At 32.4% G+C, this 21,623-nt stretch carries 20 protein-coding genes and 1 tRNA gene; 12 read left to right on the top strand and 9 right to left on the bottom strand.

Annotation, left to right across the window (positions count from 1 at the left end; translation table 11 throughout):
• The first annotated feature begins 10 nt into the window (after positions 1 to 10).
• The 3 genes from O5O44_RS07675 (at position 11) to O5O44_RS07665 (ending at position 2,125) form a co-directional block, all read left to right on the top strand.
• A complete protein-coding gene (locus tag O5O44_RS07675; protein ID WP_289196413.1) occupies positions 11 to 634 on the top strand; it encodes a tRNA (guanine-N1)-methyltransferase in 624 nt (207 codons plus the stop codon).
• A gap of 63 nt (positions 635 to 697) precedes the next feature.
• Entirely contained in the window at positions 698 to 1,135 is a 438-nt protein-coding gene (locus tag O5O44_RS07670) for a GNAT family N-acetyltransferase (RefSeq protein ID WP_289196412.1), read from the top strand.
• 75 nt (positions 1,136 to 1,210) lie between these two features.
• Complete coding sequence (locus O5O44_RS07665) at positions 1,211 to 2,125, top strand: TolB family protein (RefSeq protein WP_289196411.1); 915 nt, start codon at positions 1,211 to 1,213, stop codon at positions 2,123 to 2,125.
• Between the two features lie 80 nt (positions 2,126 to 2,205).
• On the opposite strand, the gene O5O44_RS07660 is transcribed toward O5O44_RS07665, so the two are convergent.
• The 3 genes from O5O44_RS07660 to O5O44_RS07650 form a co-directional block, all read right to left on the bottom strand.
• Positions 2,206 to 2,287: transfer RNA gene (locus O5O44_RS07660), tRNA-Tyr, on the bottom strand.
• Positions 2,288 to 2,401: 114 nt separating this feature from the next.
• Positions 2,402 to 5,134, bottom strand: a complete 2,733-nt coding sequence (locus O5O44_RS07655; protein ID WP_289196410.1) for a TonB-dependent receptor — start codon at positions 5,132 to 5,134, stop codon at positions 2,402 to 2,404.
• Positions 5,135 to 5,165: 31 nt separating this feature from the next.
• On the bottom strand, positions 5,166 to 6,023 hold the full coding sequence (locus tag O5O44_RS07650; RefSeq protein ID WP_289196409.1) for a GLPGLI family protein: 858 nt from the start codon (positions 6,021 to 6,023) through the stop codon (positions 5,166 to 5,168).
• 214 nt (positions 6,024 to 6,237) lie between these two features.
• On the opposite strand from O5O44_RS07650, the gene O5O44_RS07645 reads away from it, so the two are divergent.
• Positions 6,238 to 7,017, top strand: coding sequence for a hypothetical protein (locus O5O44_RS07645; RefSeq protein ID WP_289196408.1), 780 nt, complete (start codon positions 6,238 to 6,240; stop codon positions 7,015 to 7,017).
• A 2-nt stretch (positions 7,018 to 7,019) separates the two neighbouring features.
• Positions 7,020 to 7,634 (top strand): deoxynucleoside kinase, encoded by a 615-nt coding sequence (locus tag O5O44_RS07640; protein ID WP_019386631.1) that lies wholly within the window; start codon positions 7,020 to 7,022, stop codon positions 7,632 to 7,634.
• Positions 7,635 to 7,782: 148 nt separating this feature from the next.
• On the opposite strand, the gene O5O44_RS07635 is transcribed toward O5O44_RS07640, so the two are convergent.
• The 3 genes from O5O44_RS07635 to O5O44_RS07625 form a co-directional block, all read right to left on the bottom strand.
• On the bottom strand, positions 7,783 to 8,778 hold the full coding sequence (locus O5O44_RS07635; protein WP_289196407.1) for an App1 family protein phosphatidate phosphatase: 996 nt from the start codon (positions 8,776 to 8,778) through the stop codon (positions 7,783 to 7,785).
• 85 nt (positions 8,779 to 8,863) lie between these two features.
• Complete coding sequence (locus O5O44_RS07630; RefSeq protein ID WP_019386633.1) at positions 8,864 to 11,260, bottom strand: sodium-translocating pyrophosphatase; 2,397 nt, start codon at positions 11,258 to 11,260, stop codon at positions 8,864 to 8,866.
• A 256-nt stretch (positions 11,261 to 11,516) separates the two neighbouring features.
• Positions 11,517 to 12,050 carry an inorganic diphosphatase gene (locus O5O44_RS07625; RefSeq protein ID WP_026009945.1) on the bottom strand — a complete coding sequence of 178 codons (534 nt, stop codon included), beginning with the start codon at positions 12,048 to 12,050 and terminating at the stop codon, positions 11,517 to 11,519.
• A gap of 212 nt (positions 12,051 to 12,262) precedes the next feature.
• Between O5O44_RS07625 and O5O44_RS07620 the strand changes: the two genes are divergently transcribed.
• The 3 genes from O5O44_RS07620 (at position 12,263) to O5O44_RS07610 (ending at position 15,335) form a co-directional block, all read left to right on the top strand.
• Positions 12,263 to 14,485, top strand: coding sequence for a M1 family metallopeptidase (locus O5O44_RS07620; RefSeq protein WP_289196406.1), 2,223 nt, complete (start codon positions 12,263 to 12,265; stop codon positions 14,483 to 14,485).
• A gap of 122 nt (positions 14,486 to 14,607) precedes the next feature.
• Positions 14,608 to 14,997 (top strand): hypothetical protein, encoded by a 390-nt coding sequence (locus O5O44_RS07615; RefSeq protein ID WP_289196405.1) that lies wholly within the window; start codon positions 14,608 to 14,610, stop codon positions 14,995 to 14,997.
• A gap of 104 nt (positions 14,998 to 15,101) precedes the next feature.
• Positions 15,102 to 15,335 (top strand): hypothetical protein, encoded by a 234-nt coding sequence (locus tag O5O44_RS07610; RefSeq protein WP_289196404.1) that lies wholly within the window; start codon positions 15,102 to 15,104, stop codon positions 15,333 to 15,335.
• Here O5O44_RS07610 and murA read toward each other — a convergent pair whose 3' ends face one another.
• From murA to O5O44_RS07595, 3 genes are all read right to left on the bottom strand, one after another.
• Positions 15,336 to 16,643: a UDP-N-acetylglucosamine 1-carboxyvinyltransferase gene (murA, locus tag O5O44_RS07605; protein WP_289196403.1), complete on the bottom strand. Its 1,308-nt coding sequence runs from the start codon at positions 16,641 to 16,643 to the stop codon at positions 15,336 to 15,338. It abuts the gene before it with no gap.
• A 6-nt stretch (positions 16,644 to 16,649) separates the two neighbouring features.
• On the bottom strand, positions 16,650 to 17,300 hold the full coding sequence (locus O5O44_RS07600; protein WP_019386639.1) for a DUF4290 domain-containing protein: 651 nt from the start codon (positions 17,298 to 17,300) through the stop codon (positions 16,650 to 16,652).
• Positions 17,301 to 17,366: 66 nt separating this feature from the next.
• Positions 17,367 to 17,660, bottom strand: a complete 294-nt coding sequence (locus O5O44_RS07595) for a DUF493 family protein (protein ID WP_289196402.1) — start codon at positions 17,658 to 17,660, stop codon at positions 17,367 to 17,369.
• Between the two features lie 87 nt (positions 17,661 to 17,747).
• On the opposite strand from O5O44_RS07595, the gene O5O44_RS07590 reads away from it, so the two are divergent.
• From O5O44_RS07590 to O5O44_RS07575, 4 genes are all read left to right on the top strand, one after another.
• A complete protein-coding gene (locus O5O44_RS07590; protein WP_289196401.1) occupies positions 17,748 to 18,287 on the top strand; it encodes an AAA family ATPase in 540 nt (179 codons plus the stop codon).
• A 1-nt stretch (position 18,288) separates the two neighbouring features.
• Positions 18,289 to 20,193 carry a RecQ family ATP-dependent DNA helicase gene (locus tag O5O44_RS07585; protein ID WP_289196400.1) on the top strand — a complete coding sequence of 635 codons (1,905 nt, stop codon included), beginning with the start codon at positions 18,289 to 18,291 and terminating at the stop codon, positions 20,191 to 20,193.
• Positions 20,190 to 21,137: a methionyl-tRNA formyltransferase gene (gene fmt, locus O5O44_RS07580; protein ID WP_289196399.1), complete on the top strand. Its 948-nt coding sequence runs from the start codon at positions 20,190 to 20,192 to the stop codon at positions 21,135 to 21,137. Before O5O44_RS07585 ends, fmt begins: the two co-directional genes overlap by 4 nt.
• A 187-nt stretch (positions 21,138 to 21,324) precedes the next feature.
• Positions 21,325 to 21,597: an HU family DNA-binding protein gene (locus O5O44_RS07575; protein WP_019386644.1), complete on the top strand. Its 273-nt coding sequence runs from the start codon at positions 21,325 to 21,327 to the stop codon at positions 21,595 to 21,597.
• Positions 21,598 to 21,623 lie beyond the last annotated feature (26 nt).

Raw genomic sequence — 21,623 nt, 5'->3', positions numbered from 1 at the left:
ATTTATTAAAATGAATTCTATCAAATCTTTACTTTTTATAGTATTTACCTGCTTAATTACACTAAACTCTTTTTCACAAGCAGTACAAGACGACGAGGCCTTATCATTGTACAAAGGTACAATCGATAATCAATTCGAATATGTCTTAAAAAAGTCTGGAAATTTTAAAGGCACTAACGGTCAACCTTATGAAGCAGTAAGACTTAGTATGTTACTGGCTTTAAGAGCTCACACCTTAGATTCATTAAAAACGGTTCATAAAAATTTAGCTGAAACAAAAGCAGTCGTAGAAAATCAAGCAAAAGAAATTGAAGAATTAAAAGCTAATCTTTCAAACACGAAAGCCGATTTAGATAAAACTGATGCTGAGAAAAACAATATGGCATTGTTTGGGATGCAAATGAGTAAAGTTAATTACAACGTACTTATGTGGACCATTATAGCTGGTTTATTAGCGCTTTTAATTTTATTTATTTATAAATTTAAAAATAGTAATGCCATTACCAGAGCCGCCAATAAAAGTTTAGCTGAAATAGAAGAAGAATTTGATGAACACAGACGTACGGCTTTAGAGCGTGAACAAAAGGTAAGACGCCAATTACAAGATGAAATTAACAAACAAAAAAAGGGATAAAAAGGCTTTTTTTGTCTTTGCATAAATTTAAAATCTGTAATTTCACATTACAGATTTTTTTTTATGACAATAATTCAAGCTACAACAAAACATTTAAAAGATATTGTGCCGCTATTTGATGCATATCGTGTGTTTTACAGGCAACCTTCAAATTTAATAGGAGCTGAAAACTATATAAAAGAGCGTCTTACAAAACAAGATTCCGTGATTTATATTGCTTATATAAATAATGTAGCTGTTGGGTTTACACAATTATATTCCTTGTTCTCTTCCGTAAGTATGCAAGCGATGTATTTACTTAATGATTTATATATTGACACCCAATATAGAAACCAGAAAATTGGCACTTTATTGATTCATAAAGCGAAAGAATTGTGCCGAGAAAAAGGATGTAAAGGCCTCATGATTCAAACCGAAAAATCCAATCCTGCGCAACACTTATACCAACGTGAAGGTTTTATAAAAGACGAAGACTTATCGTTTTTTTGGAAGACGATTTAAAATTGACTTTCTAAAAAAATTTTGACTATCTTAGTTAGTACTTGACATCATACATTTTTTTATAATTTTTATAAAATGGATAGACTTCTCATCATATGTTTCCTCCTAGTTTTAATTAATTCCTGTAAAGATTCTAAAACTACAGATAGTAAAGTCACAACAAATAGTAATGAAGAGAAAATCGCATTTGTTACTAATAGAGATGGAAACTCCGAAATCTATCTAATAGATGTTAATGGAGAAAATCTTCAAAACATTACAAACAATAACGCACTCGATTTTAGTCCAGCCTGGGCTTTCGATAATTCAAAGCTTTTTTTTTATTCTAAAAGAGATGGAAATGCCGAAATTTATAGTACGGATTCTCAAGGGAATGCTGTTATACGGTTAACAAATCATCCTTCGCATGACGTGTTGCCAGTCCCCTCGCCTAATGGTGAGTTTATATTATTCATGTCTGAACGAGATTCTTTAAGCAAAAATATTTACGTAATGAATAAAGATGGTTCTAACGTAAAAGCGCTCACACAAAATAAATCATATGAAGAAAGTCCAGATTGGTCGCCAGATGGACAGAAAATTATTTTTACACGACAGCTTAGAGATCCTTCTGATACGTCTCATGCCGCCAATGGAGAAATACATATCATGAATGCTGATGGTAGCGATGTGAAAAGGCTAACGTTTAAAGATGGTTATGATTCAGGAGCAAAATTCTCACCAGATGGAAAAAGCATAGCATTTTACGGAAGTACAAACAATCAGTGGGATCTATTTATTATGGATTCTAATGGAACTAATTTAATTAATCTCACAAATGATGCTATAGAGTGTTATTCACCTGATTGGTCGCCAAATGGTGATTGGCTAGTTTATACGGCAGGCTCAAAAGGCAATTATAATATCTGGAAAATAAATATCAATACGAAACAACGCATCCAATTAACAAACACTACCGGGAGAAACGAAGGACCTGCATGGAGTAATTAGTTCGCTTTTTTAAAATAAATTCCCCATTTTCGTTCTGTATAAAAAAAGTCTGCATTGTCATGCAGACTTTTTAATTTATGTGGGGAGAGCAGGATTCGAACCTGCGAAGACGTAGTCAGCAGATTTACAGTCTGCCCTCGTTGGCCGCTTGAGTATCTCCCCAAAATCGTTCGCAAATATATTATTGTTTATTAATTCTGCAAAAAGAATTTTAAAATTTTAATTTAATTAATCGCTTTCCATCATATCATATTTCAAATAAAGTAAGTCAACCGCTTATAACTCATAACGTACTCTAAAAGTAACAAACCGTGGTTGTATAAATGTTTCAGAATTTAAAACTGATAAGTTTGTGGCGCTATTGGTTACTCTTGAATCTATATTCAGCAAATTGGTAGCTTTAATTTCGTATTCCCATTTGGAGTCTTCATTTTTGCGATACGCCAAAGATGCATCCCAAGTTTGAAACGATTGTGCAGGTTGCGTTCCACTATCTTGATTGGTATATGTATAATCGGTTTTAAATGTTAAGCTTTTCCAGATATAAGCATCAAAATCAATGGACGGCGCATTAGTAACAAATTTTGTTGAACTTGTGCCTTGATTATTATTTGAAACACTGTATCTGTAACGTAACCTAATGTTAGGAGCTTCAGTAAAATTAGTTCGTAATTCTGGCGTGTAGGTTTGAGTAATATTTTCGTTTACAGACTGTCTATCTTGAATAAATTGATTGATTTTGCTATAATTGAAACCCGTTGTAAGTCCAGCTCTTAATTTTCCAAAAGTACGTTGAATACGTCCGCTGGCTGAAACGCTTTCATCTGCAAAATTCGAATTAAAAAAGGTACTAGTTCTAATAACATTTTCAAAATTTGTTAACCCACGTATTTGATCGATATTCTTATTGTAAGATAAACGCGCAAAAACATTGGTATAATTAAACAAATTAAAGCTTCTGTAAACTAAATTAACTTTGTGAGATAACGCGTTTTGTAATTCAGATTCACCAAACTGAATACTGCTATAATTGTTGAAAACCAAACCTTCAGCTAACTTGGTGATGTCGGTAAAATTGTTCTGCATACTGTAACGCAAGGTTAAACTTTCGCTTTTCTTAAATTGAATTATAGTTTCAAAATCTGGTAAAAATTTCACGAAATTATCTTTATAAGTTTCACCAAACTGTGAATTTTTATTACCATAACTATGTATCGAAAAACCAGGAATAATGGTGAATTTCCCCGATTTTAAGGTGTAATGAGTTCCTAAATACACATCGGTAAAGTTATAATCGGTATCATTTTTTGCTAAACCATCATTAAAAGTTGGTGTAGGTTCAAACTCGGTACCATCATCTAAAAACTGAAAAATGTTCGAATTAAATTCTTGTTTACTTAATATGGTTCCTAAAGTAAAATTGATATTACTTTTAGAATTCAAAATGTAATAATAATCTAGTTTAGCATCTAACTGATTTGATTTTACAAGTCGGTCTTGGCCTAAATCGTAATTATCGAAAGAGGCATCAAATCCCATAGCTTCGGCAGTAGAATCAAAGGCATCGTCATCTGCATCATCATTATTCTCTGGGTCGTTTAGCAATACTGCATTATAAAAAGGATCTTCATTTTTAATTAAATGTTGAGCTTCAAAAGCAAAAATATTTGATTCGTTCAGCGTGTAATAATAATTTATATTTTGATTGATACTAAAAGGTGTTACGTTATCCAACTGGCTCGTGTTTCCTACAACAGAAGATAATAAATTTTGATCTTGAACATCTTTTGAAAAACGTCCTAAAACATCATAATCCAGTTGATTATTAACGTTTGGCTTGTAAGCCGCACTTAATTTCAAAAGACCCTGATCTGAACTTTCATTACTTGTTTGCTCTGTAGTTTCATCAGGTATACCCAAATCGGAATCGGTATATTGCACAAAATTCACTTCTTTAGATAAAGTACGGTTGCTATTTAATATCGCAAACCCACTAATATCTAAAGCTTTATTAGGAGAATAACTAAAGTTAGTAGCCGCCATTTTATTTTTAATCTCAAGAGCATTTGCTTGCGAGGTTAAAAAATTCAAACTATTATCTCCTAAATCAATACTGGTTCCGCTGCTTCTGCTAGGTGCTCGAAATCCACCTCCAAAACTTCTAATATCTCGCCTTGTAAGTGCTAATTCTCCTGTATTATTTAAATCACCTAAAAAATTAATGCTAAACTTTGGGCTGTAGTAAAACAATTTTGGCTGTACTAAATACAACTCATCTTCGGGAGAGGCTCCAGCACTTGCTGTAATGTTTCCAAACCAAAAGTTTTCTTTCCCTTCTTTTAATTTTATGTTAATGGCATAATTGTCTTGGTTATTAGTCACGCCACTTAATTGGCTTACTTCAGAGTAATTTCGAAGTACTTGAACTTTATCAACGGCATTTGAAGGGATATTTTTAGTGGCCAATTTGGTATCGCCATCAAAGAAATCTTTGCCGTTTACCATCAGTTTAGTTACTACGTTGCCTTCAACTTCAATTTGCCCAGAATCATTTATTTCAACTCCAGGTAACTTTTCTAAAACATCTTCAAGTTTTCTTTCCGAACCGTTTTTAAACGAATCTGCGTTGTAAACCAAAGTATCGCCTTTTATGGTTACTGGCATTTCATAAGTTAATTCAACCGCATCTAAAACATTGTCTGTTTGTAATACAAAATCTTTTGTGAGATCTTCTTCTTGTGTAGAAATATTTTCTGTTACCGTTTTCATACCAACATAGCTTACTTGAATGCTATAATTGGAATTTTTGGATAAACTTATTTGAAAACGCCCGTTTTGATCGGTTATACCGTAAGATTGAAGGGTTTTGGTTTCTTGATTAATGGCAATGACATTGGCCAATTCTAGTGAAACGCCTAAACTATCTTTTACTACACCTTGCATTTTAAGTTGTGCAAAAGCACAATTCGCAACTAGAAAGAGTGTAATGAATACTATTCTTTTTATCATTTGTGTTCAGTTAAATAATGTGTATAAATAGTTATCTTCTTCCGCCTCCTCCTCTACGTCTGTTCGCCCTAAATTCTTCCATTTTTGCAGTAATTATTTCATTATACTCTTGCTTAGTGACTTCCTCCCCTTTTTTAGGCGCTACAATTTTTGTTTTCTCTTCTGGATTAATCACAATCTTTGTACAAAGCATAGTGTTATTCCCAGCACTTATTTCTAAAATTAAACCTGGTAGTCCCCAAAATTCAGATGGTCCTTGGCTTACCGGTATTTGCGGAGTATACCACGCCACGACATCTATCATATCATCCTCTTCTTTTTTATCAGCGTCTTCTATAGGCTTTATAGAATCCGTTTTAGTTTCAGCATTTTCTCTTCTTGGTGGTGGACCTATATTTACTTGTGTTGAGCGTTTTTTAGCCGTTGCTTTAAAACATAAATACTGTCCTATTTGTTTGGTTTCGGTTCCCATAACCCATTCAATAGATTCTAATTCTTCTTTAATCAAAAATTGTTTTCCAAAAAATTCTTGATCTTGTAAATACAAACCTTCTTTAATGTTTTTGTATTGCGGACCAGGAGAAAAACTACTTCCAAACATGCCCATACCGCGTCCCGAACCAGGCGCAGCAAGCTTTTCTTCTTCAATAAAAATAGATTCCTCTTTATTAAAAGTTAAAACATAAGTTTTCTCAAACATCGATTTTAAGCGGTTTTCCATTTGCTTTTTTTCTTGCTCATTCATTTGTCTACCCCTACCAAAACGACTCATATCCATGGTTGTTTTAGAAAAATAATAGGCTTTCCCTTGAAAATCTTGAGCCTCAACTTTGGTAGCACCGATAAATGCGAAAGCCAGTATTAAAATAATTGTTGTAATTTTTTGCATTGTGGAAGTTTTTAATTGGTTAAATACTATTGCCGTTTAATAAAGAATGAACTTTTTTTAGACTGTAATGTTAACTTGAAGTTTAATTCTTAATCGTTAATATTAAGTTAAAATAAAGTCGCTTTACTTAAATCTCCACTAAAAACAACTTCAAATTAGTTTTATCTGTATCAAACTTTATAAGTGGTTTGATTTTTGTATTTTTCAAGTTGCAATGAAATACACCATTTATCTTTTTTTATGTCTTTCAGTTTCAATAAGTGCACAAAAACCTATTGAAACACAAGCATTATCAAACACCTCTTTAGATGCCGACACGATTATTTCGGTAGATAATTTTGGCACCACATATTTCATTAAAAATGATGTTTTTCATAAAAAAACAATAAACAAAAGTATTACATATAATAATGTACAACTGGGGGATTTATATTCAGCTAACGCATTCAACCCATTAAAAATCAACCTGTTTTACAAAGATTTTAATACCGTAATAATTTTAGACAATCGGCTAGCCGAAATATATAAAGTAGATTTTAACACGTTAACACCATATAAAAACGTAACGCATATTTCAACAGGACATGATAACACCATTTGGCTGTTTAATCAAGATTTACAAAAATTAGAAGTTTTTGATTATAAAACTAATACTACAAGAGCTCAAACCGTTCCAGTAAATAGTCCAGTTTTAGACTTAAAGAGCAATTATAATTACTGTTGGTTACTTACCAAAAACTATCTATTTATCTATAATTACTTTGGAAGTTTAATTCAAAAGATTCAAAATAATGGCTATACCAATATGGTAGAAAGCAATGGAAACATTATCTTAAAAAAAGATAACAGCTTATTTTATCTGAAAAAAAAACAAGACCAAATTATTCCTATAGAAACTCCAAATTTGTTGATAAAACAGTTTTTTGTAACCAATGAAACCTTGTATATTTACAACACCAAAATCTTACAACAATTCCAATTAAAAATTAATTAACCATGCACATTGCTATTGCCGGAAATATTGGCGCTGGAAAAACCACTCTCACCAAATTATTAGCCAAACATTACAAGTGGGAAGCGCAATTAGAAGACGTAGTAGACAATCCATATTTAGATGATTTTTACAATCAAATGGAGCGCTGGAGTTTTAATTTACAGGTGTATTTTCTAAACAGCAGATTTCGTCAGGTTCTTCAAATTCACGAAAGTGGAAAAGACATCATTCAAGACCGCACCATTTATGAAGATGCACACATTTTCGCACCCAACTTGCATGCTATGGGATTAATGACCAATCGCGATTTCGAAAACTACAAATCACTTTTCGAGTTAATGGAATCTCTTGTAAAAGGTCCAGACGTTTTAATCTATTTACGTAGCTCCATTCCAAATTTGGTGTCGCAAATTCAAAAACGTGGTCGCGATTACGAAAACTCAATAAGTATCGATTATTTAAGCAGGCTTAACGAGCGTTACGAAGCATGGATTCACGGTTACAGCAAAGGTAAATTATTAATTATCGATGTTGACAATTTAGATTTTGTAGACAAACCAGAAGACCTCGGAAGCGTTATAAACACTATCGATGCAGAAATAAACGGGTTGTTTTAAAATAATTTTGGCGTTCCCCTATGGGGTCGGGCTTTTCAATGCAATCTTTTTATTCGTGCCTCATAAAAAGGATTTTCTTTACAATCCCTAACGCACCATTTTGCCAAAACTAGGTCATAACTCCTTAATAATAGAATTTTTATTAAAGTTATATAAACCCATGGTTTCTAGCGTGACTTATTGCTTGTTGGGTACTTTCAACCAACAAAACCTCAGTGGTATTATAATTTTTGTACAATTCGGCAACTTTAATCATTTTTTTACTGTGGTTCACATGGCGCAAGTAAATTGCCAAAATCCTATCCGGAAATGCTTCAGCTACTTCTTTATAAATATAGGGATCGTGCTCACCACTATCGCCAATCAAAATAAATTTTAGCTTAGGGTAAGTTTTTAAAATTCCAATAATTTCCTTTTGTTTTTGAGGTTTTTCATTTTTAGATTTCTTCGAAAAAGGCTTGGGGAAATTTCTTAAAATAATTGGTCCCTTCGGAAAATTATTCTTTTTCAAAAAATACTCTAAGTATCGGTATAAATTCCAAGGGCTATGACTCACATAAAAAATAGGATTTGCTTCGTGTCTTGTCTTTCCTTGATGTAGTAAGTGATATAATTCTGGAGCATCTTCAAGCGGTAACCGCTTACCAGCAGAAGTTAATAAGGTATTTATTAAAACGCGCCATTTTAATATCGAGGTTAATCCTGTATGTAAAATTGTATCGTCAATATCGGTAATAACACCAAATTTTGCATTTGCGCAAGGAATAAGCATTTCACCAGGAAATCGATTTTCAGCCTGTATTGTTCTAGTTAATTGTTCTTCTTCATAAGAGAATTCAAATTTTACCCAACCTTCGACGTTAGCATACTTATTTAAATCGTTAACCCTTTCGTCTAATAAAAAATAACCTCGATTATCTGTTGTTACATAATAAAACCTATCATCGCCTATTTTTACTCTAAGTTTGGCATGTTTTATTTCATCGGTTTCAAAACGTTTCCACGCATTAAAAAGTAACTTAAAGGCGCCCTTTTGTTCTAAATTTATCGTTTCATCTTCAATCGCCCTTCCACGTAAATATAAATGATTGGCAGTTCCGTAAGTTTGAAAAACAATTATTTGAAGCGGATCTTTTCTAAACATGTACGATTTTAAATTCAGATTAAAAATACAAAAAAAACCACACCTTTTGGCGTGGTTTTTTAAGTCTACTAAAAGCTAAAAACCTTTAGTTTCCAACTTCTTTTTCAATCTCTTTAATTATCTTTTTCGTTTTAATTTTAACATCATCACTAGATTCGTTTAAAGCTTCAATTTTAGCTTTAACTTCATCTTCAGTACCTTCAAAAGTTTCGTAATTTGTTGAAGATTCTCCATCTTTAGTTGTTACTGTTGTAACAACTGCCTTTACAGTTCCATCATCATTACTAGTCATTTTTACTTTTACTTCTTTTGAAACAGATTGTTCAGTTGCATTCGTATGATTTGCATAAGCTGATACATCATCAGCAGACATAGCAATACTTGGTGCTATAACTAAAGCTACAACCGACATTAATTTCAATAATATATTTAAAGAAGGTCCTGACGTATCTTTAAAAGGATCTCCTACCGTATCTCCAACAACTGCCGCCTTATGTGCATCAGTTCCTTTTTTACCTTGCTCTTCTATAGTTTTTTTAGCATTATCCCATGCACCACCTGCATTAGATTGAAAAATTGCCATAAGTACGCCACATGTTGTAACACCTGCAAGTAATCCTCCTAACATTTCAGCGCCACCAATAAAACCAACAGCAACAGGAACCGCAATAGCTAATAAACCTGGTAATACCATCTCTTTAATTGACGCTTTTGTTGAAATATCAACACATTTATCATATTCTGCATAACCATCAGCAGCATCAAATATAGCTCTCTGCTCTTTTGTTGCTTTCGTCATATCAGAATCTACATCTCTCATAACTTGTAAAGCCGCTTTTAATTGAGGTATATCTCTAAACTGGCGACGTACCTCTTCAATCATAGCCATGGCTGCACGACCAACTGCATTCATCGATAAAGCCGAAAACACAAATGGTAACATCCCACCAACTAATAAACCAGCCATAATATCAGGTCTTGAAACATCAATAGCAGTTACACCTGCTGTTTTCATAAAGGCGGCAAATAAAGCTAATGCCGTTAATGCCGCAGATGCAATAGCAAAACCTTTACCAATTGCAGCCGTAGTATTTCCAACTGCATCTAATTTATCGGTACGTTCTCTAACTTCACTTGGTAATTCCGCCATTTCAGCAATACCACCAGCGTTATCAGAAATTGGTCCGTAAGCATCAACAGCTAATTGAATACCAGTATTAGCTAACATTCCAACCGCTGCAATGGCGATACCATATAATCCTGCAAAGTGATGTGACACTAAAATTGCAGCCGCAATTAAAATGATTGGAATTGCCGTACTCATCATACCAATACCTAATCCTGCAATAATATTGGTTGCAGCACCAGTTTCAGATTGACGTACAATAGAATTTACTGGTCCTTTTCCTGTTCCAGTATAATATTCAGTTATTTTTCCAACAGCTAATCCTGCTACTAATCCAGCAATAGTTGCCCAAAAGACACCCATAGCCCCGAAAGGTAATCCTTCAACAGTTTCTGGTATTAACGCATTTATTATAAAATAAGATGCCACTACCATTAAACCAGCAGAACCAAATTCTCCAATATTTAAAGCTGTTTGTGGATTTCCACCATCTTTTACTTTCACAAAAAATGTTCCTATAATAGACATTATAATACCAATTGCAGCTAAAACTAATGGTAAATAAACAGCTCCTAAACCATTAAACTCTGGTGTAATAATAAAAGCTCCAAGTACCATCGTACCAATTATAGAACCTACATAAGATTCGAATAAATCGGCACCCATACCAGCAACATCTCCTACATTGTCTCCAACGTTATCTGCAATAGTTGCAGGGTTTAATGGGTGATCTTCTGGTATACCAGCTTCAACCTTACCAACTAAATCAGCACCAACATCGGCAGCTTTAGTATAAATACCACCTCCAACACGCGCAAATAGAGCGATGGATGACGCTCCTAGTGAGAATCCAGAAAGTACATTTAATACTTCATTTAAGCCCCAGCCCATTTCGCTATAAATAGCAAATAAGCCACTTAAGCCTAAAACACCCAGACCTACAACACCTAATCCCATTACGGCTCCACCGGCAAAAGCGACTTCTAATGCTTTTCCTAGAGAAGTTCTGGCAGCACTTGTAGTTCTAACATTAGCTTTCGTCGCTACTTTCATTCCAATAAAACCGGCTAATGCAGAACAAATAGCTCCTACAATAAACGATACAGCTACCATACCGTTTGAGCCTGCTTCTGCACTACCTTTAAAGTAAAGTAAAATAGCCACTGCTATTACGAATACCGATAATATTTTGTATTCCGCTTTAAGAAAAGACATAGCACCATCGGCTATATTTTTTGCTATCCTTTTCATTTTTTCATCACCTTGATCTTGTTTTGTAACCCAGGCACTTTTAATAAATACAAATAGAAGTGCGAGTACTCCAAAAAGCGGTAAAAATTTTACTATTAATTCCATATTAAATTGATTAGTTTAATTAAGTTATTTTTTTAACGGTGCTAAAAATATGAAAATATAAATGATAAAAAAAACCTATATAAATTAAAGATTATTTATTGTTAAGACCCATAAAATTATAATTCATAAAATCATATGATATAAGACAGTTTTTTCTGGTTATATTTCCTTTTTCTTTTAAAAAATATTAATCATTTTAAACAAAAAAACACCCTAAATTAATAGCGTGTTTTTTAAACAAAATATATTCAATATATTATATTGTGAATGTTCTTTTTTTCTTGTGTTCGCTATTATCATAACGAGAAACACATTCGTGATAAATTTTTACTGCTTCTTCAGCACTTCCCCAACCACCTGTATCAACTTTTTTCTTCTCTAAATCCTTATATACTTGAAAGAAGTGTTCAATTTCTTTTAATCTGTGAGGGTTTAAATCAGAAATATCATTTCTTTTACTCCATATTGGATCTGAAACTGGTACACAAATAATCTTTTCATCTGGACCTTTTTCATCAGTCATGTAAAAAACCCCTATCGGCCTAACTTCCATAACTACCATAGGAAAAGTTGGTTCTGTACCTAATACCAAAACATCTAATGGGTCTTGATCTAACGCTAAAGTTTCAGGAATAAAACCGTAATCACCAGGATACATCATAGAAGAGAACAGCATACGATCAAATCGAATTTTATGTAACGTAAAATCGTATTCGTATTTATTTCTACTTCCTTTTGGTATTTCTATTAAAACATCAAATGTTACCATTTCTAATTTTTTATCACTCATATTAATATTATTTTTTGCTATTAAAAAGCTAGAATCCAATTATAATAATGTTGCAAATGTACTGAACACTTTAACTATTAGCAACTTTAAAACTTGCCTCAAACATCTTTTTAAAAAAGTATAATTTTAACATAATCTTACTGCGTATTTGTAAGAAATACAGGTCTTTATTTATTATATTGTGCAGGACTAACTTAAATAATTATTGAATCATGCGTACGTTAACATTTTTGCTGCTGCTATTTGTCTGTAATATTAATGCTCAAACCCAACCATGGCAAGGTAAATTTGAACCTATAGACAATATGATTTCAGCACCAAATGTCTATAGAGCTGCCAGTGGTGCTCCAGGGAAAGCGTATTGGCAACAACGTGCAGATTATAATATTAAAGCGACGCTTGATGAAAAAAACAATACACTTTACGGGGAAGAAACTATAACATATTATAATAACTCACCTGATGATTTAACTTACCTATGGGTTCAGTTAGAGCAAAACGTCAATAAAAAAGAAAACGAAGACTTTGGATCTATAAACAATAGAATGAAAGATTCAATTACTTCTAGAAAATTACAATTCCTAACAAGAGCAATTGATTTTCCTGCGGGTTACACCATTAAACATGTAAAAGATACTGATGGGAATCATATTAAAACTATGGTAAACAATACCATGATGAAAGTTAAACTCAATACTGTTTTAAAATCAGGTGAAACTACAAAACTTTCAATAGCATGGTCATATCCAATTACCGATAGAAGCATGTATTTATTATCTAGAGAAGGCTATGAATATTTCCCTGAAGATGATAATACAGTGTATTTAATAGCACATTGGTTTCCTAGAATGGCAGTATATAATGATACCGAAGGTTGGCAAAATCAACAATTCCAAAAACTAGGAGAATTTGCTTTAGAGTTTGGCGATTACAAAGTGGAGATTACAGTTCCAGAGGATCATATCGTTGCCTCTACAGGAGAACTACTAAATAGTGAATCGGTTTTAACTAAAACACAGCTTAAAAGATTAGAACAAGCTAAAAAATCTTTTGAGAAACCAGTAATGATTATTACTCAAGCTGAAGCTGAGGCTAATGAAAAGGAAAAAAGTAAAAAACAAAAAACTTGGAAATTTCATGCTAAAAACGTTCGAGATTTTGCATTTGCATCATCAAGAAAATTTATGTGGGATGCCCAAGCTGTGAAATTACCAACAAATACTGTAATGGCAATGTCTTTCTATCCTAAAGAAGGATTACCCGTATGGCAAGAAGAATCCACTAAAGCGATAATGCATGCTTTGGAAGTGTATTCTGAAGCTACTTTTGATTATCCTTATCCGGTTTGTATTTCTGTGAATACGTCAAATATAGGCATGGAATTTCCCATGATAAGTTTTAACGGTGGAAGACCTATAAACGGCAAGATAAGTGACAACGCAAAACAAGGCATGATAGGTACAATAATTCATGAAGTAGGACACAATTGGTTTCCTATGATTGTGAGTTCAGATGAACGTAAATGGATGTGGATGGATGAAGGTTTAAACACTTTTATACACCAAAGAACTGTTGCTGAACGCTATCCCGACTTCAATAGTGTGACGCCTAAAAGCATTGTACCCTTTATGAGCGGTGACCAAAACATTTTAAGACCAATTATGACGAATTCAGATAATGAATTAATGTCTCAGTTTGGAGCTAATTTCTATTTAAAACCAACTGTAGGCCTACAGATGCTTAGAAATTCAATAATAGGAAAGGAACTTTTTGATGATGCTTTTAGAGAATATGCTAATCGATGGAAATACAAACATCCTAATCCTGCAGATTTATTTAGAACATTAGAAGATGCCACCGCAGTAGATTTGGACTGGTTTTATAGAGGATGGTTTTTTACAACAGATGTTGTAGATATGGAATTAACCGCCGTAAAGTGGTTTAAAGTATATGAAGAACACTCAAATATAGAAGACCAACAAAATACCAAAAAAGTAAAACTAAGTGCTAATAGTAATAACACGAATGAAGCGGCTAAAGATTTTACTGAAGGACCAGAAATTGTAACTATGATTTCAACACCTGATAAAGCTTACGGTCAGTTTTTATCAAGACTCGATGATGATGAAATAAGAAAACAACTTTCTGGTAAAAACATTTATGAAGTAACTATAAAAAATATTGGTGGTTTAGTAATGCCCATAACTATTGAATGGATTTTTAAAGATGGAACATCAGAAATAGATACTCTTCCAGCAGATATATGGCGCAGAAATGAATATGAAATTCAGGAAACCTTCATTAAAACTAAAGAAGTAAGTCAGGTAAAATTAGATCCTAATTTTGAATTTGCTGATACTAATATAAATAACAATATTTTTCCTAAGACTGAAGAAATTTCAGAATTTGATGAATTTAAAAACAAAAAATCATAGGTTTATTATAGGTTGAAAATGCGCTCTACCTATAAAACTAAGGCATATTCACTTTTATTCTAAAAATTTAATGATTATCGGAAAATCCTTATATTTGAGATAACCAACCCAATTAAGTCGATATGAAATATCTTTGCAACATCTGTTTATGGTTAACAACGTTATCTGGTTTTAGTCAGGAAAAAGTATGTAAAGAGTTTAGAACTGGCGTATTTAAATATTCAAATCCTAATTATGCCGAATGGACTGTAAAAAGATTTGATTCTATACAAATTGAAACCAGCAATAAAACAGGGATAGAAATTCACAGTTCAATTGAATGGAATACGGATTGCGATTATATTTTAACTTGCCAAAAAGTAACTGACGCTAAGTATCAAAATATTATTGGAAAAGCATTTCAAATATTTATAGTAGAAACATCTAATAAAAGTTATCGCTGCATTTCAAAAAAAAATGAAGTTCAATTACAGGATTTAGAGCTTACCATGATAAAAATTAACGAACTATAAATTTCGTTAATTATTTTCTTCAAATTAAAATACGCACAACTACTTATTTTATTTACCGTTTTCATGGTCTATCTTTACGATACAACCTTAAAAACCAACATATTATGATACGCCTTAATTTAAAACCTTCGATAATAAAAAAGCTAAGTTTTAATAAAAAAAAGAAATCTTTAGAGATTGAATTTAAGGAAAACATTAAAACATCTAAATGTATAAATATTCCACTTTCTATTTTGCAAGAATATGTAGATTCATTAAGTCGTAATGAAATATTTACTGACAAAAATGAATATCAATCAACGCTAAAAATAGTGCACTCTAATTTTAAAGCATCCTAATTAAATACGTTCAATTTTAGCACCAATTGCTCTTAAACGTTCGTCAATATTTTCATAACCACGATCTATCTGTTCTATATTCTGAATAGTAGATGTTCCTTTTGCTGAAAGTGCTGCAATTAACAACGAAACGCCAGCACGAATATCTGGAGATGTCATTGTAGTAGCCTTTAACGTTGATTGAAAATCGTGACCAATAACAGTCGCTCTATGTGGATCGCAAAGAATAATTTTTGCTCCCATATCTATTAATTTATCTACAAAAAACAAACGACTTTCAAACATTTTTTGATGAATTAAAACACTTCCCCTTGCCTGAGTAGCAACAACTAATATAATACTTAATAAATCTGGTGTGAATCCAGGCCAAGGCGCATCTGAAATCGTTAAAATAGAACCATCAATAAAATTTTGAATTTCATAACCGTCAGTATGTGCAGGAATATGAATATCATCACCTTGTTTTTCTACAGTAATCCCTAATTTTCTAAACGTTTCAGGTATTAACCCTAAATCGTTCCAAGATACATTTGTGATAGTCAATTCGCTTTTTGTCATAGCAGCAAGACCAATCCAACTTCCAATTTCAATCATATCAGGAAGCATTCGATGTTCTGTTCCTCCTAAACTATCAACACCATCAATAATTAACATGTTAGAACCAACACCACTAATTTTTGCTCCCATCCTATTCAGCATTTTACACAATTGCTGTAAATATGGTTCACAAGCAGCATTATATATAGTAGTTTGTCCTTCAGCCAAAACGGCAGCCATCAAAATGTTTGCTGTACCTGTTACAGAAGCTTCCTCAAGCAACATGTATGTACCTTTTAGTTTATCTGCTTCTACACCATAAAACTGTTCTTCCTTACTATAACCAAACTTAGCGCCTAGTTTAATTAGACCATCAAAATGAGTATCTAAACGTCTACGACCAATTTTGTCTCCACCAGGTTTTGGAATATATCCTTTACCAAAACGCGCTAAAAGTGGCCCAACTATCATAATGGATCCTCTTAAACCACGCCCATCTATTTTAAATTGATCAGACTCTAAATAATTTAAGTCAACTTCATCAGCCTGAAAACTATACGACCCCTTACCAAGTTTGTTCACTTTTACGCCTAATTTTTGCAATAAGCTTATTAGCTTATTTACATCTACGATATCAGGAATATTATTTATTGTTACTGTTTCTGGTGTAAGTAAAACAGCGCACAAAATTTGTAACGCTTCATTTTTGGCACCTTGAGGCTGAATATTTCCTTTCAAACGGTGACCTCCTTCAATTTTGAATGTTCCCATGCTTATTTAATAGCGTTTACGCTGACGATTATTAGAGTTTTTCTTAGAGTGAGATTTTTTACTGCTACTTGAGTACTTACCTTTGGTTCTCAGTAAACTCGTTGAGTCTGATAAATCTTCATCAGAATTTTTAAGGTTTAGTTTACCACCAGAAAGCTCAAATAAATGATCGTAAATAACACTGTCTTCAACCGTATCTTTATTCCAATTTAAAAAACACTTCTTCATATGGTTTGCAATAGTAAAAGTTAAAGCTTCTTTTAGCTCTCCCTCTTCCCAAGTATTTGCAACATCTATCATCGTTTTAATGTTGTTTCCATAAAAACGATATTTTGGAAAATTTTGTGGGTATTTTAAAGGCTCAGGACGTTCTTCAAAAAGTTCTTTTGTTGGCTTCTCATAAGGTGAATCAACGTCCAATTCAAAATTGGCCATGATAAATAATTGATCCCATAATTTATGCTGAAAATCTGGAACGTCTCTTAAGTGGGGTTGCATATTACCCATTACAGATATAATAGCTTTAGCCACCTTATTACGTTCTTCTTTTGTTTCAAGCGTCTTAGCATAATTAATCATTTTTTGCATATGGCGCCCATATTCTGGAATGATTAAATGTTCACGCTCTGTGTTGTATTCTAAATTGTCTATAGTCAAAATAATTGTGTAGAGTTAAATGTTGTAGCACGCAGTTATTGTGCATGCGCAAAATACAAAAAAAAACTAAAGACTTATTACGCCTTCAACTTTTTCTGCAACTTCTTTGTACTTTTCAATAACAGCATCAGGGTTTTTCATTCTAACATTAATGGAAACACTCGTATATTTGCCGTTTTTTGATTCTCTATTTTCAATAACCGCTCCTAAATGGTTAAAAATACTTGCAATTTTATTAAGTTTTTCTTTATCAGAAATCACAATAAATTTATATAAATACTCTGACGGCCAAAGTGTTGTGTCTAAAAGCTGTGATTTCAATTTTTTATAAAATTCTTCAGAATTTGAAGGTGTGCTCATTGTCTTTTTTTATTGTGCAAATATAGAGTTTTGTTTCCATTTTTTTTATAGAAGTTAAATTCCGATTTTTACATCAAATTTGCTGCATTGAATACTAGAAAAATTGTGATTACTGGCGGTCCAGGAACAGGGAAATCAACCCTAATAAACAACCTTATTGGTAAAGGATATAATTGTCTTGAAGAAATTTCACGACAAGTAACTTTAAATGCTAAAAAGGAAGGTATTGAGCAACTGTTTCTAACCAACCCGTTGTTGTTTAGCGAACTTCTTTTAAAAGGTCGAGAAAAACAATTTTTAGATGCGAATATGTATAAAAATGATATTGTTTTTTTTGATAGAGGTATTCCGGATGTATTAGCTTATATGGATTTTATAGGTGATAAATATCCTGAAGAATTTGTGGAGTCTTGCAAAAAAGCTACATATGATTGTATTTTCATTCTAAAACCATGGGAAGCCATTTATACTATTGATAATGAACGCTATGAAAGTTTTGATCAAGCTTTAAAAATTCACGATCATTTAGTAAAAACGTACCAATCTTTCAATTATGATTTAGTTGACGTACCTTTTGATACTGTTGAGAATAGAACGGATTTTATTCTTAAAACGCTAAACATGTAACATGGAACACCCAATTAACATTTTAGAACGTTATTGGAATTTTACTAGTTTTAGACCTGAGCAAGAGGCTATAATTAATGCCGTTATAGAGGGGGAAGACACATTTGTTCTATTACCTACTGGTGGCGGAAAATCACTTTGTTTTCAGATACCTGCTTTAGCAAAAAAAGGCATTTGTATTGTTATTTCTCCACTTATAGCCTTAATGAAAGATCAAGTACAATCTTTAAATGATAAAGGCATTAAAGCCATGGCCATAACAAGTGGCATAAGTTATAGTCAACTTGATACTTTATTAGATAATTGTATTTATGGCAATTATAAATTTTTGTACCTCTCCCCTGAACGATTGCAACAAGAATTAGTACAAGACCGCATACGGCAAATGCATGTGAATTTAATAGCTGTTGATGAGGCCCATTGTATTTCGCAGTGGGGAAGTGATTTCAGACCTGCCTATAAAAACATAGCTTTATTAAGACAATTACAGCCTAGTGTTAATCTGGTTGCATTAACGGCTTCAGCGAAACCAGATGTTGTTCAAGATATCATAAAGGAACTCGATTTTTTAAACCCTAAAATATTCAAACAATCGTTTTTAAGACCTAATTTGGCATACATGGTTTATCATGAAAACGACAAATACTATCGTTTAGAAACCATATTGAAAAAATATACAGCGCCTTCAATAGTTTATGTAAGAAATAGAAAATTAACATTAGAAATAAGTGCCTTTTTAGAATCAAAGAAAATTACAGCAACCTTTTATCATGGAGGGCTTTCAAATCAAGAAAAAGACACCAACATGAGTGCTTGGATTAACAATCAAAAGCAAGTAATCGTAGCAACAAATGCTTTTGGTATGGGCATAGACAAGCCTGATGTAAAAACGGTAATACATCTTAATTTACCAGAGAGTATTGAAAGCTATTTTCAAGAAGCCGGAAGGGTTGGAAGAAATGGTGAAAAAGCATTTGCCGTAATACTGAAAAATAAGAGTGATGAAAATTTGGTTAAAAATCAGTTCTTGAGTGTTTTGCCAACTGTAGAATTGGTGAAGCAAGTTTATAGAAAATTATGTAGTTATTTTCAAATATCCTATGGTGAAGGCGCCTACCAAACTTTTGACTTTGATTTTAACACCTACTGTAAAACTTATAATTTCAGTCCTATATTATGTTATAATGCGCTTTTATTGTTAGATAGGAATAGCGTAATTACCTTATCAAAACAATTTAAAAACAAAGTAACGGTTCAGTTTATAATTACAAACAATGTCCTTTTTAATTATCTGGAAACACACGAACAATATAATATTATTATTAAATCTATTTTAAGACTTTATGGAGGAATTTTTGATCATATAACAAAAGTTGATTTAGCAAAAATCGCTGAAAAAGCATCAACTTCAGAAAACGTCATTATAAAAGCATTGCAACAATTAGAAAGTGATAAAATTATAGATTTAAATTTAGCTAAAACCGATGCCCAAATCACCTTTATTGAACCTAGAGAAGATGATAAAACCATCAATAGAATAGCGTCAATTATAGAACAACAAAATAAATTAAAGACGCAGCAAGTAAAAGCAATGCTAGATTATGTTGAGAATGAAGCGATTTGCAAAAGCATGCAATTGTTGAACTATTTTGGCGAAAAAAACACTAAACCCTGCGGCATATGTTCCGTTTGTATAAATTCTAATAAAAGCAAGTCTAAAACTGATAAAGTCTCCATAAAAAATCAAATCATAAAATTACTTGAACATGGCGATTTATCTTCAAGGGCTTTAATTTCAGAATTAAACTGTGAAGAAAAAGAAATGAAAACGGTTTTAAAACTACTAATAGAACATAACATTATAAGTATTACATCAACCAACACATATAAATTAAGTCATTTATGAGCGCATTAAGAATTGTATTTATGGGTACTCCAGATTTTGCAGTTGCCACTTTAAAAGCATTGGTAGAAAACAATTATAATATTGTTGGTGTTATTACTGCTCCAGATAGACCCGCAGGACGAGGTAGAAAATTAAATGAAAGTGCAGTTAAAGTTTATGCAAAATCAACAGGGTTAACCATTTTACAACCAACGAATTTAAAAAATGAAGAATTTTTAAAGGCATTGAAAGCACTTCATGCTAATCTTCAAATTGTAGTTGCTTTTAGAATGCTTCCTAAAGTTGTTTGGCAAATGCCAGATAAAGGTACTTTTAATTTACATGCATCGTTGCTACCTAATTACCGCGGTGCAGCCCCTATTAATTGGGCTATTATTAATGGTGAAACTAAAACTGGTGTTTCTACTTTTTTTATTGATGAAAAAATAGACACTGGCGATATGATTTTGCAAGAAGAGAGTGAAATACTGCCTGAAGAAGACGCAGGAAGTCTACATGATAAATTAATGGCAATTGGTAGTCAATTGGTTTTAAAAACCGTTTCCCTAATTGAAATGGGTCAAGTTGAAACCATTCCGCAACGAGAAACAAAAGATATCAAAACAGCTTACAAGTTAAATAAAGAAAATTGTAAAATTAATTGGAAACAATCATTAGATAATATTTACAATCTTATTCGTGGGTTATCTCCTTACCCTGCTGCCTGGAGTCAATTAATAAATGGTGAAGAGAAATTAGATGTAAAAATAATGAAGGTAGAAAAAGAATTAATAAACCATTCTTTACCCGTTGGAAAAATAGTTAATACAAAAAAAGAATTAAAAGTAGCTGTTACAAATGGTTACATTATAATTAAAGAAATTAAGTTACCTGGGAAGCGCGCCATGGACGTAAAATCACTTTTAAATGGCTACTCATTTGATGAAAATGCTAAAATGCTCTAAACCCTTATTAACACTGATATTATAAAATATCGACAAAATGCAGTTCCTTTATTAACAAATGCCTTAAGTTATCAACAAAACCGCGTTTTTCCCTTACTGTTACTTGCATGGTTGCATAATCCGTATAAATTTGTAAAGGATTTAACAAAAATGTTTAACCGATTTATTAATAATTAAATTTTATATTATGAACAAAACAGATTTAATCGACGCAATGGCAGAACATGCTGGAATTACTAAAGCAGCTGCAAAAAAAGCATTAGAATGTGCTTTAATTGAAATTGAAGGAGCTTTACAAAAAGGTAACAGAGTTTCTTTAGTAGGATTCGGTTCTTGGTCAGTATCAAAAAGATCTGCTAGAGAAGGAAGAAATCCTCAAACTGGTGCTACAATCAAAATCAAAGCTAAAAACGTAGTAAAATTTAAAGCTGGATCTGATTTATCAAATGCTGTAAACTAATTATTTACTTCTTAATAATAGTATTA

It is taken from the genome of Algibacter luteus (assembly GCF_030344935.1).
In the GTDB taxonomy this organism is placed as follows: Bacteria; Bacteroidota; Bacteroidia; order Flavobacteriales; family Flavobacteriaceae; genus Arenitalea; species Arenitalea lutea.
This window is presented reverse-complemented; position numbering and strand designations above follow the sequence as displayed.